Below are 16436 nucleotides of genomic sequence, written 5' to 3'. Positions count from 1 at the left end.
GGAAGCCATGATCCGCTGGGCCGCCATCGCCGGCATGCTCGCCCGCCTCACCCGAGGTGGACCCGCCACCCGCCAACAACGGCGCATCTTCAACACACCCGACTGACAGACATGCGAAACGCCCTCTGAGGCCTGCGCAAAAAGGTTTTGCAAGTCCTGGTCGAGAGCGCCGCTGGCGGTTGGCAAGTCAGTGACTGCCAGTGGTTGTAATGCGTTTGCGGCGGCCTCGTTCATCCGGATGGTGAGCACCGTCGCACCCTACTGGCGTAGCGCCAAGCGTTGGAGTTGATCTCCTCGTCGGGCAGCTGTAGACCTTCCAGTCTCCGCGGAGGGTGACCAGGTGGAGCGCACTGCCGGACGAACGGCCTGGTCGCTCTTCAGGAAGATCATCTTTCGCTGTCTCGGTTTGTCCCTAGTGCCCGGTCAGTGGTGGGGGTAATGGTGCCCGTTCTTGCCCGCTGGTGACCGTCCACGGCATCGGGCTTATGGCAACGTGGCTGGCACGCGCTTCGGGTCTCTGCGCGCGGCTGGCGGGCGTCGTACGGCTTCCCGCCCCGGCGTTCGGGCCGGGGCGGCTTACCACAGCGCCGGGTCACCACGCACCTGGACCACGTACTTCGGTGGCGAGCCGCGAAGCGGCCCGGCAGTCGATCGCCCCTCCCTCCACGGCGGCCAGAAGCCCACGCGATCGTCACTGCGGCGGGGAGTAGGCGGTTCACCCGTGGCGTGTACGGCGCGCGCTGAGGGATCATCGGGCGTGTCTGATGCTCAAGTGTTCAGGGTGGCCGACCTGCGCCAGGCGTGCGCTCTCGTCCTTGACGAGGTGGAGCGTCGTTTCGGTCGCGAGATCAGCCTGTCGGCGGTGCGAGCTGGCTACTACTGGAATGTCGATTTTCGCGCCGCCTTCAGATGACCGACCAGCCGGAGACACACCTCGACTGCGGCGACAGCCTGGACGATGTCCGCGAGGTCGTTGAGATGCTCAGTCGCAGCGATGGCGTTGCTAGCCTGTGGCACGACTTGGAGCACGGCGCAGGACTGTTCCGCCTGCTGGCACATCTTGACCTGCCCAGCGAGGGCACTGTGCCGAAGTGACCTCCCAGGCAACTCCGCCGCACCACGGTCGGATCCCACTCCTCGCCGGTGCGGCCGACCGCGCCGGCCGATGCCGGCCGGAGGCCCGGATGAGGCCGGCTGCGCCGCGCTTACCCGGCGTCTTGATTCAAAGACTGTTACGGCAGTGGCGCCGTCCGTCGGTGTGTCCCGTCACGGGACACGCTTGACACTCGCGTCCCACCACATGCTTGACAAGATCGGGCTGTCCTGGCGAGGTCGTTCCACGCCGATGCGCGTACCGTGTCGCCGTGCTCGCCATCATCGACGCCCTTGTGGTCCGTCGCCGCCGCCAGATCCTCATCTGCGTGGCAACCGCGACGGTCGGATTGGTCTTGGCGATCCTGTCGCAAGCGCACGAGCCGGCGCTCGCTTCCCTGGTCACCGGAAGCGGACTGGCAGTGGTTCTGCTGGTGATGTCCTGCCTCAGCTCGGGACGGTCCCGTCCGGCGATGCTGGTCGTCGAGCCACAGCATCGGGCCTTTCGCCCTCCGCCGAGCGCGCCCAGCGTGTACCTCGCCGCCGCGTCCGCCCTAATGCTGTGCCTGCCCGCCGCCCTGCTGCCGTCCTCGTCCGGGGCGCATTGGGCTTGGTACCTGTTCGCGTGCTCGGCCATGACCTACGTGGCCGTGGTCCGAATCTCTGACGCCTGGCGGGGCACCAAGCTACACCTGCGCCCCGAGGGCATCGAGGAGCGCAGCACCGTCAGATCGCTGTTCGTGCCGTGGGACGCCGTCGACCCCGCGCGCATGAAGCGGCCATCGCTGCGAGGCCAGCAACTCACGTTGCCCTACGCCCAACCGCGCCTGGTGCACCGCAGAGGGCTTGGATCGAAGAAGCGGCTGACCATCGACACCGTACATCCGTGGTTCATCGCCGACGTCACCCGCCACTACGCCGAGCACCCCGAACACCGTGCCGCCATCGGCACAACCACCGAGTACCAACGGCTACTCAACTGGCTGGCCGACGAGACGTACCCGGACGACAATCCCTAAACCAACGTCATGCAGTCAACCGCCGGTTCGTCATGATCGCAACACCCACCACGAAAAGAACAACGATCATCGATACTCAAGGACCCGCAATCATGCATGAGGTCGTTAGCTTACAACGCCCGGCCCAAGATCAAGTGATGTTGAAATATCAGAACAGATCGACCTGCATCTCATTCTCTCGCGTCCAGATAGGCGCTTACCTAGAAACCGTCACCGACGCCGCCGAGGCCGCGATTTGCATGGCCGGCGAAACGAGATCTAAGACCACCCCGCCGTTGCGACGTATAGAAATATCGGCTATCACATCGGTCGAGATGCCAGTCAGGGATAATTCAGTCACCCCACCAAAGAGTAGTTCGACCTGCACCGTATTGAATCCAAGGCGATGCCACTTTGGCGGCGGATCAGAGGGATATCCAGGGATCGCTCTGGGTGTCGATCACGCCGGCAGACGGCTCAGCGGCGCGTCCGGCCTTGGTGCGGGCCAGCCTGGTGAGCTCGTAGTTGATCTGGGTGAAGATGCCATCGCTTGTCCAGGCGGTGAAGTAGCCGTAGACCGTCTGCCAGGGCGGGAAGTCGTGCGGCAGGTAGCGCCACGCGATGCCGGTGCGGTTGACGTAGAGGATTGCGTTGAAGATCTCCCGCAGGTCGTAGGTGGGTTTGCGTCCCCCGACGCCAGCATCGGTGCGAGCCTGGCGCCAGGCGTCCAGTCGTGGTGCGATCAGCGCCCAGCGGGCGTCGGACAGGTCGGAGGGGTAGGCAGGTCGTTCGGCCACACGCTTTGTCTACTGTGGAACAGGAGGGGTTCGCGCTTCGGGTCTGCCGATTCCCGAACTTTGTGAACCAGACACGATCCGCGGATCAAAGCAGGGCGTCTCGCATCGGCGTCAATCAGGTGAACCTGGCCTCAGTGGTGATCATTCGACCCTGTAGATGCCTCGTTGACCAGGCCCACGAACGCGGCAATATATAGCCAGAATGATCAAAACGCCCAGTGAGAACCAGTTTTGAAAAGAAATCCGGTCCGCGGCGGGCCCGCCGCACACGTTTTCGATCTTGCTCTCGGAATGGGTCATTTATGCGAGCACGAAGTGCGCCTGCATCACGTCCCGGCGTCACCGCTCGGGCGGTGTGATCGAGTTCGGTTAAGGTGAAGGAATGCTTTGACGCCTGCCCCGTAACCGGGCACCCCCGTGACCTCCTTCGTTCGTCGCATCCCGACTCTGGATCCCACGAAGGAGACCCTTCCCATGAACACGTCAACCTACATCGACGTCCCGGACGCGTTCGCCGCGTCCTATGGTGCGAGCAGCAGCGCTGCGCGTGCCTGGGTCGCCGAACTGCCTCGCCTCGGCGGCAACTTCCTGCGCCGCTGGAGGCTACGGCTCGACGGTCCCGCCGCGTACGGCATGGCCTCGCTGGTCCTGCCCGTACTCCGGGCCGACGGCACACCCGCCGTCCTCAAACTTCAGCAACCCCGGGAGGAAACCGCCGGGGCCGTGACCGGTCTGCGGGCGTGGAAGGGCAACGGCGTGGTGCGCCTACTCGACTGTGACGAGGAGAGCGGCACCCAGTTGCTGGAACGGCTAGACGCGACCCGAACCTTGTCCTCGGTGGCCGACGACCATATGGCCATGCAGATACTTGCCGAGTTGATGGCCCGCCTGACCTCGGTAGCCGCCCCGAAGGACCTGCGACAGCTGGCCGACATCGCCGCCGCGATGCTCGACCAGGCCCCGCAGGCCCTGCCGACGCTGCGTGACCCCGCTGAACAGCAGCTGGTGCGCACGTGCGCGTCCGCCGTGGCCGAACTGATCGGCGAATCCGGCGACCGCCTGCTGCACTGGGACCTGCACTACGACAACGTCCTCGCGGCAGAGCGCGAACCGTGGCTGGCCATCGACCCCGAACCGCTTGCCGGCGACCCCGGCTTCGATCTGTGGCCGGCCCTCGACAGCCGCTGGGATGCGGTAGTGGCGACTGGTGACGTGACACGCACCGTGCTCCGCCGCTTCGACCAGTTGACCGAGGTCCTTGATCTGGACCGCCAGCGCGCGGCCGGCTGGACACTCGGCCGCGTTCTGCAGAACGCACTGTGGGACGTTGAAGACGGCAAGTCAACCCTCGAGTCGGCGCAGGTTGCCGTCGCGACGGCGTTGCTAGGACGTTCGGGATAAAAGGAAGGGGACGCCCTGGGCGCGGTGTCGTTCATGTCCGCACGATGCCGTGCCCGTCGTGCGGACAACATGGTAACGCTGGCCGGGCGCCGCTGCCGACAGTGCCTGGTGATACCCGCGAGGCACCCGAAGCGCTCGCGGCGAGGTCGAGACGCTTGTCCTTGTCGAGTCTAAAGGTGCCGGTTGGATTGATGCAGGCGATCGTCGGCGCCCGCGCCGGGATCGCGTTCGCCGCGACCCGCTGCGCGCCGCCGAGACAGCCTCAACGCGAACCAAAGATCACCGTTAGCGCGACTTTCCCGAACGTTAGTCCTCAAGCGCCGCGCCGCTGCCCGGGAGGGTGAGGCGTTGTTCGAGGTTGGTTGCATCACCTGCCACGGTCGTGCCGCCGGTGGTGTGGAGGGGCGAGGGCCGAGCCTGATCAACGTCGGTGGGGCGTCGGTGGAGTTCCAGGTGGGCACCGGCCGGATGCCGCTCGCCCGCCAGGAGGCACAGGCGATGCGCAAACCGCCGCAGTACACCGACGAGCAGGTGCGCCAACTGGCGGCGTACATCCAGTCGCTCGGTACCGGTCCGGTGGTGCCGGACAACGTCAACGCCCTGACAGAGGACGCGGACCTGGCCCGCGGTGGCGAGCTGTTCCGGATCAACTGTTCGCAGTGCCACGCGTTCGGCGGCGGTGGCGGTGCACTGACCTCGGGCAAGTACGCACCGAGCCTTCACCCGGCCAGCGATCGGATCATCTACGCCGCGATGCTCAGCGGCCCACAGAACATGCCGTGGCCCTACCGAGGCGTCCGGGGCGGCTCAACACTTGTGACGGAGAGTCAGTAGCATTCCAGCGTCAAGGCGCCTTCCAACGCAGCGCTCACATGCCGATGAGTGCGCATCCCCCAATCCCCCCTCCATCCCCCGGGAGCGCTGCTTGGGTAGTAACGCGCTGTCCGTGCGGGGTTCGGGTGTCAGGGGGCCTCGGTGGCGGAGTTGGGCGTGGGGTGGTGACGGCGGTAGTGCCGGGCGGCTCTGGCGCGGTTGCCGCAGGCGGTGGAGCACCACTCGCGTCGGGGATGGTCTTTGATGAAGTAAAGGACGCATCCGGGGGCGTGGCAGGCATTCAGGATCAGGTCGGGTGCGGTGAGCAGGGCGATGGCCTCGGCGGCCACGGTAGCCAGGGCGATGGCCGGGTCCGCGGTGGGCGCGGTGGGACGTAGGCGTAGGCGGTCGCCGAGAACGTCCAGGGTGTCGCGGCAGGGGCCGGTGGCTGCCGTTTGGTTGACCACGTGGACGGCGGCGTCGATGTCGTGGATCGCGGAGCGGGCGGCGGGCCGGGTGTCCTGGGTTTTCAGGGCGGCCAGGCGTCGCAGGGCGTCGCGCAGGGTGATGGCGGTGTGCAGGTCGGTGGCCGTCACCGTGGACTCGGGGTGGGTGAGGCATGTTGCGGTCAGCCATCGCGCCAGGTCGGCGGGGACAGTGAGTGCCTCGTGGACGCCGTGGCGGTCGGCCCAGACGGTGTTCATCAAGCGGACCGGCCGGGGCTCGCACGGCAGCACCAGCACCGTCGGCACGTCCTCGACGCTTCCCACATCCATGTTCTAACGGTAACACCGGCTTGTCAGCGTGAGAACTTGTCTGCTACAACTTCTAACGGCAACGACACGCCGTCGGCGTTAGAAGATGTTGCCTTCGCCTGAGGAGCACCATGAGCACCCTGCCCCTGATCGACCCGGCAACTGCCACTGGTAAGACCGCCGACCTGCTCGCCGCCGTCCAGCGCGGCCTCGGCGTCACGCCGAACATGACCAAGGCGATGGCCAACGCCCCTGCCCTGCTCGACGGCTACCTCGCCCTGTCCGGCGCGCTCGGCAAGGGAGCGCTCAAGGCCGCCACCCGCGAGCGCCTCGCGCTGGCCGTGGCTCAGGACAACGCTTGCGACTACTGCCTGTCGGCGCACTCCTACCTCGCCGAGCACGTCGCCAAGCTGTCCGCCGACGACATCGCCGCCGCCCGTAAGGGCGACAACGATGACCCGAAGATCGCCGCGCTGCTCACCTTCGCGGTCGCTGTGAACACCGCGCGCGGCAGCGTCAGCGCCAACGACCTGGACCTGGTGCGCGTCGCGGGGGCCAGCGACGAGGAGATTGCCGAGGTCATCGGGCACGTCGCCCTCAACGTGCTGACCAACTATTTCAACAAGGCCGCCGCCGTCGACATCGACTTCCCGGTCGTGACCGCATGAACGAGACGACGACGCCGGCGGCCCTCGGGCCGGCTGCCGCAACCGTTCGCCCGCCGCTGCCGCCCTTCGACGAGGCCGGGGCACGGGCCAAGGTCCAAGCCGCCGAGGACGCCTGGAACAGCCGCGACCCCGAACGCGTCGCCGCCGCTTACACACCGGACTCCCAGTGGCGCAACCGCGACGAGTTCCTCACCGGCCGCGAGCAGATCGTCTCCTTCCTCACCCGTAAATGGGCTGGAGAGCAGGACTATGCCCTGCGTAAGAGCCTGTGGGCGTTCACCGCCGACCGGATCGCCGTCCGCTTCCAGTACGAGTGGCGCGACGAGGCAGGGCAGTGGTGGCGTAGTTACGGCAATGAGAACTGGGAGTTCGACGCCGCCGGTTATATGAGCCGACGTGAGGCGAGCATCAACGATGTCCGCATCAACGTCGGCGAGCGGCGCATCCACGGCGCCCGCTCCGCCTCCGAACGCGACGCCGTCCTGCCGCTGCGCTGAGCACAACGGCCCGTCCGGCAGACCCCCTCGAGCAGCAGGAGTCTTCATGCACGTCGCGGCGCTGTGGCGCTACCCGGTCAAGTCCCTGGCCGGGGAGCAACTCCAGCAGGCAGCCGTCACCACCGACGGCCTGCATGGTGACCGTCTCGTGCACGTCCGGGGCCCCCGAGGCCCGCTGACCGGGCGTACCCGGCCAGGCCTGCTCACCTTGCCGGCAAGCACCGGCGCCGACGGTGTTCCACGGGTGGCCGGCCACCCGTGGAACACCCCGGCCGCCGCCACACTCATCCGCCAGCGAGCCGGGGACACCGCAGAACTGCGGGCCTACGCCGGCCCCGAACGCTTCGACATCGGCAACCTCCTCGTCGCCACCGACGGCGCCGTCGCCCGTTTCGGACACGACGTGCGCCGGCTACGACCCAACCTGTTGCTCGGCGGTGTCCCCGGCGACGCCGAGGCCACTTGGCCCGGCCACGCTCTGATCACCGGCGACGCTGTGATCGGGCTGCACTCCCTGCGGATGCGATGCAACGTCACCACTATCGATCCCGATACCGGACATCAAGACCTCGACGTCTTTCGCCGCCTACGCCGCGACTTCGGCGGCGAGCTGGCTCTCAACGCCTGGGTGATACACCCGGGCATCATCCGCGTCGGCGACTCGGTCCGCCTCACCGCAACCACCGCCACCCCGCACCACCTCGGCGGGTGGATCGTCGGTGCCCCCTACCCCAGGGCGATTGCATAGTCGGCCAGACGGCGGTTGACCAGGAGTTTCGAGATGAGTTCGGCTCAGTGGAGGCGCAAGAAGCGGGTGCGGCCGCATCGGTGATCATGGAGTTGCGACGCTTCACGACTCCGAGGAAGACCTCACCCGCCGATGGCATCGACTCTCATCCCTGCACTGGCCGTAGCAGCACCCGCCTCGATCACCGAGGCCGTGCCAGTCACCGACGGTGAACACAGCGGGCTGCTGCACGCGCGCGCCGCTGTTCCTGATCCACGCGACCCACGAGAGGTGCGTTACCCGCTGACCGCACTGCTGGCGGTGGCGGTCTGTGCCGTCATGGCCGGGGCATCGTCGTTCGCCGCGATTACCGATTGGCTGCACGACCTGGACGAACAAGCTCAGCAACGGCTCGGATTCACCCACGGGAGTGCCGGTCGGCAGCACTGTCTGGCGGTTGCTGACGCGTCTGGACGACACCCTGCTCGGCAGGCGTCCTGGCCGGCTGGCTGCGCACCCGTACTTCCGTCGAGGTGGGCAGGCCGAGGCGACCCCGCACGGTGATCGCCATCGACGGCAAGACACTGCGCGGTACCCGCACCCGCGACGGCCGCCAGGCGCACCTGTAGTCCGCGTTGGACACCACCACCGAGATCGTGCTCGCCCAGGTCACCGTGGACGCCAAGAGCAATGAGATCACGTCGTTCGCGCCGCTGCTCGACGCCGTAGAGACTGTGCTCGGCAGCCTGGCCGGGGTGCTGTTCATCGCCGCGCCCTGCACACCCAGACCGGTCACGCCGACGAGGTCACCGCCCGCCAAGCGCACCTGCTCGTCCAGGTGAAAGCCAACCAGCCGACTCTGTTCACGCAACTCAAACAGCTGCCCTGGGCGCAGATCCCGGTCGGTGACCGAACCCGCGACCGTGGTCACGGCCGCCACGAGACCCGCACCGTCAAAGCCGTCACCGTCGCCACCCCCCGGCGGCATCGCCTTCCCGCACGCCCAGCAAGCCGTGCGGATCACCCGCACCCGCACCGTCACCACCAGAACCAGCCGCGAAACCGCCTACCTGACCATGTCACTACCCGCCGGCCAAGCCCAGCCTGTCGACCTGCAGACCTGGATCCGCCGACACTGGCACATCGAAAACAAGATCCATCACGTCCGCGACATGACGTTCCGTGAAGACCTCCACCAAGCCCGGACAGGCAACGGACCCGCCGTCATCGCAACACTGCATAACACCGCGATCGGCCGGCACCACACCACCGGCGCGACCAACATCGCCCGCGCCACCTGCCAAGCCAACCGCCGCTCATTTACGACGGAACAGCGGCGACGGCAGGTTGGACCACCGCTGCCGCTGCGCCGTGTCGTCACGTTAAAAGGACAGCGTCTCTCTCCGTGTCATCGAGGACGCGGAGGAACGCGTTCGCCGCCGCCACGATCCTCGCGTGGCGGAACCGGACGAGCTCGACGTGGTCCCGGCATCCGGCGGCGTTGCGGCGGCCGTGCTGGACGTCAGCCTGAGCATCAGCAGGCCGGCAGCGACCGCCGACCCGACGCGAAACACCGGTCCGTGATTGCCTGAAGGTCGCGATGGCCGCGGGAGAGCCTTCATCGCAACATCAACATGCTCTCGGGGCCCATCTGGCAACTGCCTTCGGAAATTCCTCATCCTGGTGGGCGCCGGCTCGGCCGGGACGGAATGGAATGTTGAGTCGGATGTAGGAGCAAGGGGGACAGCGGACAGTTGATACCGGCGCTGTCACCATCAAGCGGGAACCACCGCCGCCGACCGTCGGTGCCACAGCGCGTCGATCGACCACGGGCCCGCACCGAGCACTGCGATCGCCAGGAATGCCCACGCATACAGGGCCGCCTCCACGCCGCCGTTCTGCGTCGGGAACAGCGCCTCCGGCTGGTGCACCACGAAGTACGCGTACGCCATCGATCCCGAGGCCAGTGTCGCGGCCGGTCGGGTAGCGGCGCCGAGCATCCATTTTATGGCTCCCAATCAGATAGGCGTCGGAAACGACGAGGAGGAACTCCGCCCGAGCGGTCGGAGCATGGCCATCAATCTGGCATCCAGCGAGACCGAGGACCAACGCAGGAAGTGGCTGTACGGTATGCGCCCGCCGCATACAGATCCTGAAAGGCCAGGTTCGTCCGCTGTGGGTCGGGTGATTCTGACGGCTTCGCTCGGCCCGGCCCGGATGGTTTGACACGGCGGCGGATGCCCGGCTGGCGGGTGATCTGCGGCGGCTTTCCTCCCACTGACCAGCCCGCTCACCGGTGTGCCGGTGGCGATCCGGCTGGGTCTCGTGGCCTACCGGCTGGCTCCCGCCGACAGCCCGGCTGATCGGGCTCAATGGAGCGCGGACGGTCGCGGGCCTGCCTGGGGCTATCCCAACCCCCATCGAGTCCTATACGTTATGCGACGCCTCAGGTACGCAGGGTGGCATGATCGGAGGAAGTGGCATGAGTCATACACGGCGGACCAACGAGTTGTTCGTGCTGGTAGCACGTGCGCGGCGCCGTCTTTCCCTGGTCCGCCGAAGCCTCGTCGTCGTCCTGCTCACCATGGTGGTGATGACCGTCGCGCCCGCTGGCGCGTGGGCGGCCTCGGGCGAGACGTTGCTGTGCCGGTCCACCGACTACAGCTGCCTGGCGGGCACCGGCTACACCGGACAATCGGTATGGGGCTCCTGGGGCCCCGGACACAACTGCGTGAGCTACGCGGCGTACCGATTACGGGCTAACGGGGCAGGACAGCCATGGGCGCCGCCCGGCAACGGCAACCAGTGGGACGAGAAGGCACGAGCTGCCGGCGTGCGGGTCGACACCGCGCCCGCGGTGGGCTCAATCGCCCAGTGGGACACCGCAGCTTCGGTCATGTCGCATACGTCGAAGTGGTGACACCGGGCTACATCGAGATCAGTGAGGACTCGTATCTCACCGACACCTCCGGCTACGCGTCACGACGGCGCCTCGACCGCGGCGGCAGTACGTTTCTGTCCGCCGAGTTCATCCACGTACGGGACGTCGTCGTCCCACCGGGACAGCCCGGGGCGCCGGGCACGCCACGGGTGCTGGCCCACGGCAGCCGGGTGAACCTGCAGTGGCCCGCGGCCACGGGCGCGACCGAGTACCAGGTGATGCGCAACGGAGTGCACCTGGCCACCGTTGCCGGTGCGGGTTTCCTCGACACGCAGGTGTCGCCGAAGCAGGCGTACAGCTACACCATCGTGGCGCGTAACAGCGCCGGAGCCACCGCCGGGCCGAGCCAGTACGTGCAGACGACCGGCAACGCGGGAGACCGGGCGTATCTCGTTTCCGGGTTGGGGCCGGCGATTTGCGGTCGTGCTGGGGATCAGAGCTACCAGTCGTTGGTTTGCAGCGTCTGGCGTCCCACCGGATGGATTTCGTCGTCATCGCCGATGGGGGACTGGGGATACGCCAGTGACCGGGCGTGGCTGGTAAACGCCGACGGCACCATCTCCTACTGCCGCCGCGTCAACGCGGGAGACCAGGCCCGCTGCGACCGATTCGACGGCACCACCTGGACCACCGCCACCTCACCCCACGCCGACCTGGCCTACCACGAGAACCGCGCCTACCTCAGCACCAAAGACGGACCCGCCGTCTGCGGCCGCGCCGGCGACCAGAGCTCCCAATCGCTGGTCTGCAACGTCTGGACAACCACCGGATGGGTCACCAGCCGCTACGCCCCCGCCAACGACTGGGGCTACGCCACCGACCGGGCATGGCTCACCAACACCGACGGCACTATCTCCTACTGCCGCCGCGTCGGCGACGGAAGCCAAGCCCTCTGCGACCGATTCGACGGCACCACCTGGACCTCCTCCATGTCCCCACGCTACGACCTCGGCTACCCCGACACGTTCTGACACGGTGACTCGCAGACGTGCTGCGTCGCGGCGTTCCGGCGGGGGTCACCACCGAATGTGAGACAGGGGGCTGCCTCGCTACAGATCTTGAATTGCCAGGTTCGTCCGATGTGGTCTGTGTGATGGCCTCAGGCTGGGGTAGATCGATGGGATGAGGTATCCCGATGGAGGTGGGTTGTCCGCGCGGGGGCGAGCGAAGCGAGAGGCGGTACGACATCAGGCTGCCGGGTGGTTCGCCCAGGGTGTGTCGGTGTCGGAGGTCGCGCGCCGGTTGCGGGTGTCGCAGACGGCGGTGTACGGGTGGCGCAAGCGGTGGCGGGCTGGTGGTGAGCAGGCCCTGGCCTCGAAGGGGCCGGGTGGGTCTCGGTGCCGTCTGGATGAGGGTCGGCTGCGGCGGCTGGCCGATGTCCTGCAGGAGGGGCCGGCGGCGCACGGCTTCGGTAGTGATCAGCGATGGACCTTGGCGCGGGTGTCGGACCTGATCGCTCGGATGTTCCGTATCCGTTACACGCTGCGTGGCGCGGCGAACATCATGTACCGGCTGGGCTGGTCGGTGCAGGTCCCGGCGCATCGTGCGGTCGAGCGTGACGACGCCGCGATCACCACCTGGCGGCGGGAGACGTGGCCGGCGGGAAAACGGTAGCGGCGCAGCGGCAGGCATGGCTGGTCTTCGAGGACGAGGCTGGTCAGACGTTGCGCCCTCCGAAGGCACGCACCTGGGACGGCGCGGGCACACCCCTGTGGTTCCGGTGTCGGGCAAGGGCTCCGGCCGCGTCTCGATCGCCGGGCTGACCTGTTACCGGCCCGGCCAGCGATCCCGGCTGATCTACCGAACCATCGTGCACCGCGGCCGCAAGAACGAGCGGCGCAGCTTCAGCGAACGCGACTACATCGCTCTGCTCGACGCCGCTCATCAGCAGCTCGGCGCCCCGATCGTGTACTGGGACAACCTGAACACCCATGTCTCCGCCGCCATGCGGCAGATGATCGACGCCCGGGACTGGCTGACCGTGATCCGGCTACCGGCCTACGCCCCGGAACTGACCCTCAAACCCGACACAACCTGACCATTCAAGATCTGTATCGGCGGCGCGGCACGGGGATTCCTGGCCAGGACGAGCTTCCCGCTGCGGCGAGTGGGGCACGCGTAGCAGCATAAGGAGTTGCCTACGCCGGCGCGGCAGCGGTGTTGCGCGCATGAGTCCAACGCTGGCTGGTGCGGCTCGGTCAGGCGACGCGTACAGCGCTCAAGCGGGTGGCTGGTGGGGCGGTGGGTGTTCCGTGGGTGATCGGATGCCAGCGACCCTGGACGGATTCCACGCCTAGAATCTGGATTTCCGCCCCCAGTACCGACGGACCTGGTGAACACAATGGGTAATGACTGCCCTGACCTGCCGATACTCGGCAGCACCCTCCTGGATTCGAGGGCGAAAATCCGGACGACAATCCTTTACGATCAGTAGCGGGAGACAAAGATGCACGCTGAGGATTAAGAGGTTGCAGGAAACTGGACCTCGTATCGAAATCCGCGAATCAAATACGGCCTTTGGCCTGCGTAGACGCGGTCGCGCAGGTCCACCGGGGTCCGCTGGGGCGATGTAGCGGAAGCTCTGCGGGGTCGGCATGGGGCCTGCTCGCGAGTTGTCGCGGTGGGAGTGGTTTCCCTCCCGTCAGCAGTTCGCCGGGCGTGTGTCCCTGTCTGGTAGCCGTTGGGCGTCGTCGGCCGTAACAAACGAATTCCCTTCCGGCTTGGTGGGCGTGATCGTGAAGGGTGACCTGTACAGCAAAGTGGCCTTCGGGGGACGGTCATGAACAATGACGAAGCGGTAGGAGTGTTTCGCCGGTGTGGTTGCATGGATCTGGCGACGGGCCGGCGTCTGGGTGGGCGGTGTCCGAGGCTGGCGGATCCGGCGCACGGTAGCTGGTACTTCAGCGTCCAACTGCCGAGCGAGAAGCCGGGCCCGACCCGGTTGCGGCAGGGCGGCTTCCGCACCGCCAAGCAAGCCATCGCCGCCCGCGAGCAGGTGCTCGCGTCGGCCGCCGCCGGTATCAGCCCGCGGCACGCTGTTCCACACCAACCGGATCTTGTCGTTGGTCAGGGCCCGGTCGGCCATGATGCGGCTGGCGCGGAAGGTGTCGCGGCGGTGGATGATGGTGACGCTGCGGGCGAAGCGGGTGAGGAAGGTGGCTTCCTCCATGGCGGTGTCGCCTCCGCCGACCACGGCGATGTCCTGGTCGCGGAAGAAGAACCCGTCGCAGGTGGCGCAGGCGGACACGCCATGGCCGAGCAGCTCCTGCTCGCCCGGGACGCCGAGGGGTCGCCAGGCGGAGCCGGTGGCGAGGATGACCGCCCGGGCCTGGTGCGTCCGCTCGCCGACCCACACCGTCTTGATGGGGCTGATCAGGTCGACGCGGCTCACGTCGTCGGTGGTGAACTGGGCGCCGAACCGGTCGGCCTGCTTGCGGAGGTTGTCCATCAGCTCCGGGCCGGTGATGCCGTCGGGGGAGCCGGGGAAGTTCCCCACCTCGGTGGTGGTCATCAGGGCGCCGCCGGACTGGCTGCCCTCGATGACCAGGGGTGCGAGGTTGGCGCGGGCGGCGTAGACGGCGGCGGTGTATCCGGCGGGTCCGGAACCGATGATGATCAGGCGGTGGGGGTCGGACACGGTGGGCTCCTGCTCAGGGGTGAGCCGCCCACCGAGGTGAGATTCGGCGGGCGGCGTCGGGGGTGCTGTCAGGCGGTGGGGCGCAGCTCGGTGAGGAGCTTCTCCACGCGGGTGCGGATGTCGTCGCGGATCGGGCGGACGGCGTCGACGCCTTTGCCGGCGGGGTCTTCGAGTTTCCAGTCTTCGTAGCGTTTGCCGGGGAAGACGGGGCAGGCGTCGCCGCAGCCCATGGTGACGATGACGTCGGAGGACTCAGCGGTCTCGTACTCGAGGAGTTTGGGGGTCTGGTCGGTGATGTCGATGCCGACCTCGGCCATGGCTTGCACGGCGGCGGGGTTGACGGTCTCGGCGGGTGCGGAGCCGGCGGAGCGGACCTCGACGGTGTCGCCGGCGAGGTGGCGCAGCCAGCCGGCGGCCATCTGGGAGCGGCCGGCGTTGTGGACGCAGACGAACAGGACGCTGGGCTTGTCGCTCATCGGGTGCCTTCCATGCGGTGCGAGGGCCGGTTGACCGGCGGGTGATCGAGATTGGGGAACAGGTGGGCCGGGTCGCTGTTGCGGTCGAGCGTCCGGTAGCGGCCGGGGTCATGGCGGCGGTTGACCAGCCCGGCATCGGGCCGTGCGCCGCTGGCGCTGTGCGGGGTTGTCATGGGCGGCGGCCGGCGGCGGCGTCCTCGTCGGTGGGGACGACGACCTGGTCGGCGGCGGCCCCGGCGTCGGGGTAGAGGGCGGCGAGCAGGCCCACGCCGACGGCGAGGCCCACGAGCTGCGCGAGGACGAACCCGGGTACTGAGGTGGGGGCGATGCCGGCGAAGGTGTCGGTGAAGGCACGGCCGATGGTGACCGCCGGGTTGGCGAACGAGGTCGACGAGGTGAACCAGTAGGCGGCGCCGATGTAGGCGCTGACGGCGGCGGGAGCGATCGGGGCGCGGCCGGAGCGGGCGAGGGCGAAGATCAGCAGGATCAGGCCGGCGGTGGCGACGACCTCGCCGAGCCACAGGTTGACGGCGGCACGGTCCTTGCCGGAGAAGTCGACGGCGGCCAGGTCGAACATCAGGTTCGCCAGCACCGAGCCGGCGATCGCGCCCAGCACCTGGGCGGCGACGTAGCCGGCCAGGTCGCGGGCGGTGAGGCCGGTGCCGGCGCGGCGGCCGAGAAACCAGTCGGCGCCGGAGACGACCGGGTTGAAGTGGGCTCCGGACACCGGCCCGAAGATCAGGATCAGCGTGCCGAGGGCGAAGGTGGTGGCGATCGAGTTCTGCAGCAGTTGCAGGCCCACGTCGGCCGGGGAGAGGGTGGCGGCCATGATGCCGGAGCCGACCACGGCGGTGACCAGCAGGGCGGTGCCGGTGAACTCGGCCAGCAGACGCCGCCGAAGTGCGATGGTCATCGGTCTGTTCTCTCCCATGGTGTCGCTGTCCCGAAGGCTCGGGCAGGGTGGTTATCGGGTGGTGGGGACGTGCAGGTCGTCGAGGAGGCGGCGGACCCGGCGTTCGATCTCGTCGCGGATGGGCCGCACGCCGGTGGTGCCGAGGCCGGCAGGGTCGTCGAGGTCCCAGTTCTCGTAGCGGGTGCCGGGGAAGATTGGGCAGGCGTCGCCGCAGCCCATGGTGACCACGACGTCGGCGGCGCGGACCACCTCGTCGGTCCAGGGCTTGGGGAACTCCTGCGAGATGTCGATGCCGCGTTCGGCCATGGCGGCGACGGCGGCGGGGTTGACCTCGATGCCGGGTTCGCTGCCGCCGGACCAGGCGACGGCCCGGGCGCCGGCGAGGTGGGTGAAGAACCCGAGCGCCATCTGGGAGCGGCCGGCGTTATGGGTGCACAGGAACAGCACCACGGGGCGGCCGTCGCGGTGGTGGCCCTCGACGAGGGCGAGGGCCTGCAGGCGTTGGCGGGCGAAGCGTTCGGCGAGCAGGGGCAGGTAGTGGGGGATGGTGCTGGCGGTGGCGAACTGGTCGTAGCTGGAGTGCAGGAACTTCTCGATGGTCTCGGCGCCGTAGACGCCGGTGAACTCCTCGGCGAGCCGGGTCGCGGCGGTGCGCAGGGCGACCTGCTGGTCGATGGAGACCTCGTCGTAGGGGTGGGGGCTGGTGTCAGTCATGGCGGTC

Annotated in this window: 21 protein-coding genes and 3 pseudogenes; 14 read left to right on the top strand and 10 right to left on the bottom strand. The window is 67.9% G+C overall.

The features are described from left to right. Positions 1–781 precede the first annotated feature (781 nt). From E1165_RS30425 to E1165_RS22630, 3 genes are all read left to right on the top strand, one after another. Complete coding sequence (locus tag E1165_RS30425; protein ID WP_256370688.1) at positions 782–913, top strand: hypothetical protein; 132 nt, start codon at positions 782–784, stop codon at positions 911–913. Next, a complete protein-coding gene (locus E1165_RS30105; protein ID WP_243704935.1) occupies positions 910–1095 on the top strand; it encodes a hypothetical protein in 186 nt (61 codons plus the stop codon). The genes E1165_RS30425 and E1165_RS30105 overlap by 4 nt, the downstream gene beginning before the upstream one ends. A gap of 269 nt (positions 1096–1364) precedes the next feature. Further along, entirely contained in the window at positions 1365–2111 is a 747-nt protein-coding gene (locus E1165_RS22630; protein ID WP_132393771.1) for a hypothetical protein, read from the top strand. Between the two features lie 196 nt (positions 2112–2307). On the opposite strand, the gene E1165_RS30840 is transcribed toward E1165_RS22630, so the two are convergent. Next, positions 2308–2478 carry a hypothetical protein gene (locus E1165_RS30840; protein ID WP_371687384.1) on the bottom strand — a complete coding sequence of 57 codons (171 nt, stop codon included), beginning with the start codon at positions 2476–2478 and terminating at the stop codon, positions 2308–2310. Between the two features lie 58 nt (positions 2479–2536). Beyond that, positions 2537–2887, bottom strand: a pseudogene (locus E1165_RS22620) (transposase); the annotation flags it as partial. Between the two features lie 474 nt (positions 2888–3361). Between E1165_RS22620 and E1165_RS22615 the strand changes: the two are divergent. After that, on the top strand, positions 3362–4288 hold the full coding sequence (locus E1165_RS22615) for an aminoglycoside phosphotransferase family protein (RefSeq protein WP_132393770.1): 927 nt from the start codon (positions 3362–3364) through the stop codon (positions 4286–4288). Positions 4289–4615: 327 nt separating this feature from the next. Continuing rightward, positions 4616–5068, top strand: a pseudogene (locus E1165_RS22610) (c-type cytochrome); the annotation flags it as partial. 182 nt (positions 5069–5250) lie between these two features. Here E1165_RS22610 and E1165_RS22605 read toward each other — a convergent pair. After that, on the bottom strand, positions 5251–5877 hold the full coding sequence (locus E1165_RS22605; RefSeq protein WP_132393768.1) for an ABATE domain-containing protein: 627 nt from the start codon (positions 5875–5877) through the stop codon (positions 5251–5253). Positions 5878–5987: 110 nt separating this feature from the next. On the opposite strand from E1165_RS22605, the gene E1165_RS22600 reads away from it, so the two are divergent. From E1165_RS22600 to E1165_RS30100, 4 genes and pseudogenes are all read left to right on the top strand, one after another. Next, positions 5988–6524: a carboxymuconolactone decarboxylase family protein gene (locus tag E1165_RS22600; protein ID WP_132393767.1), complete on the top strand. Its 537-nt coding sequence runs from the start codon at positions 5988–5990 to the stop codon at positions 6522–6524. After that, entirely contained in the window at positions 6521–7021 is a 501-nt protein-coding gene (locus E1165_RS22595) for a nuclear transport factor 2 family protein (RefSeq protein ID WP_132393766.1), read from the top strand. The genes E1165_RS22600 and E1165_RS22595 overlap by 4 nt, the downstream gene beginning before the upstream one ends. 46 nt (positions 7022–7067) lie before the next feature. Continuing rightward, on the top strand, positions 7068–7769 hold the full coding sequence (locus E1165_RS22590; RefSeq protein ID WP_132393765.1) for an MOSC domain-containing protein: 702 nt from the start codon (positions 7068–7070) through the stop codon (positions 7767–7769). 132 nt (positions 7770–7901) lie between these two features. After that, positions 7902–8117 (top strand): annotated as a pseudogene (locus tag E1165_RS30100) (transposase family protein); the annotation flags it as partial. Between the two features lie 49 nt (positions 8118–8166). On the opposite strand, the gene E1165_RS30095 reads toward E1165_RS30100, so the two are convergent. Beyond that, complete coding sequence (locus tag E1165_RS30095) at positions 8167–8679, bottom strand: hypothetical protein (RefSeq protein WP_243704937.1); 513 nt, start codon at positions 8677–8679, stop codon at positions 8167–8169. Between E1165_RS30095 and E1165_RS30835 the strand changes: the two genes are divergently transcribed. Beyond that, on the top strand, positions 8654–9340 hold the full coding sequence (locus E1165_RS30835) for a hypothetical protein (RefSeq protein WP_371687383.1): 687 nt from the start codon (positions 8654–8656) through the stop codon (positions 9338–9340). The two genes, E1165_RS30095 and E1165_RS30835, sit on opposite strands and share 26 nt — an antisense overlap. 183 nt (positions 9341–9523) lie before the next feature. On the opposite strand, the gene E1165_RS22580 is transcribed toward E1165_RS30835, so the two are convergent. Then, complete coding sequence (locus E1165_RS22580; RefSeq protein WP_371687382.1) at positions 9524–9748, bottom strand: DoxX family protein; 225 nt, start codon at positions 9746–9748, stop codon at positions 9524–9526. Between the two features lie 482 nt (positions 9749–10230). Between E1165_RS22580 and E1165_RS30520 the strand changes: the two genes are divergently transcribed. The 4 genes from E1165_RS30520 (at position 10231) to E1165_RS22560 (ending at position 12727) form a co-directional block, all read left to right on the top strand. Continuing rightward, on the top strand, positions 10231–10668 hold the full coding sequence (locus E1165_RS30520; protein WP_132393764.1) for a CHAP domain-containing protein: 438 nt from the start codon (positions 10231–10233) through the stop codon (positions 10666–10668). Then, a complete protein-coding gene (locus tag E1165_RS22570) occupies positions 10665–11660 on the top strand; it encodes a hypothetical protein (RefSeq protein WP_132393763.1) in 996 nt (331 codons plus the stop codon). The genes E1165_RS30520 and E1165_RS22570 overlap by 4 nt, the downstream gene beginning before the upstream one ends. Positions 11661–11811: 151 nt before the next feature. Further along, on the top strand, positions 11812–12303 hold the full coding sequence (locus E1165_RS22565) for a winged helix-turn-helix domain-containing protein (protein ID WP_132393762.1): 492 nt from the start codon (positions 11812–11814) through the stop codon (positions 12301–12303). Positions 12304–12319: 16 nt separating this feature from the next. Next, positions 12320–12727 carry a transposase gene (locus E1165_RS22560; RefSeq protein WP_371687381.1) on the top strand — a complete coding sequence of 136 codons (408 nt, stop codon included), beginning with the start codon at positions 12320–12322 and terminating at the stop codon, positions 12725–12727. 603 nt (positions 12728–13330) lie between these two features. Here the strand turns inward: E1165_RS22560 and E1165_RS30830 are convergent. The 5 genes from E1165_RS30830 to E1165_RS30825 all read right to left on the bottom strand — a co-directional run bounded on the left by E1165_RS30830 (position 13331) and on the right by E1165_RS30825 (position 16429). Next, complete coding sequence (locus E1165_RS30830; protein WP_371687380.1) at positions 13331–14326, bottom strand: NAD(P)/FAD-dependent oxidoreductase; 996 nt, start codon at positions 14324–14326, stop codon at positions 13331–13333. A gap of 68 nt (positions 14327–14394) precedes the next feature. Beyond that, a complete protein-coding gene (locus tag E1165_RS22545; protein ID WP_132393761.1) occupies positions 14395–14802 on the bottom strand; it encodes an arsenate reductase ArsC in 408 nt (135 codons plus the stop codon). Then, positions 14799–14975 carry a hypothetical protein gene (locus E1165_RS29135; protein WP_165945293.1) on the bottom strand — a complete coding sequence of 59 codons (177 nt, stop codon included), beginning with the start codon at positions 14973–14975 and terminating at the stop codon, positions 14799–14801. Before E1165_RS29135 ends, E1165_RS22545 begins: the two co-directional genes overlap by 4 nt. Further along, on the bottom strand, positions 14972–15715 hold the full coding sequence (locus tag E1165_RS22540; RefSeq protein ID WP_132393760.1) for an MIP/aquaporin family protein: 744 nt from the start codon (positions 15713–15715) through the stop codon (positions 14972–14974). The genes E1165_RS29135 and E1165_RS22540 overlap by 4 nt, the downstream gene beginning before the upstream one ends. Before the next feature lie 51 nt (positions 15716–15766). Then, positions 15767–16429 (bottom strand): arsenate reductase ArsC, encoded by a 663-nt coding sequence (locus tag E1165_RS30825; RefSeq protein ID WP_132393772.1) that lies wholly within the window; start codon positions 16427–16429, stop codon positions 15767–15769. Positions 16430–16436: the final 7 nt, after the last annotated feature.

It is taken from the genome of Micromonospora sp. KC723 (assembly GCF_004348595.1).
Lineage (GTDB): Bacteria > Actinomycetota > Actinomycetes > Mycobacteriales > Micromonosporaceae > Micromonospora.
The sequence above is the reverse complement of the archived record's forward strand: the minus strand, read 5'-3'. Positions and strand labels throughout refer to the sequence as shown.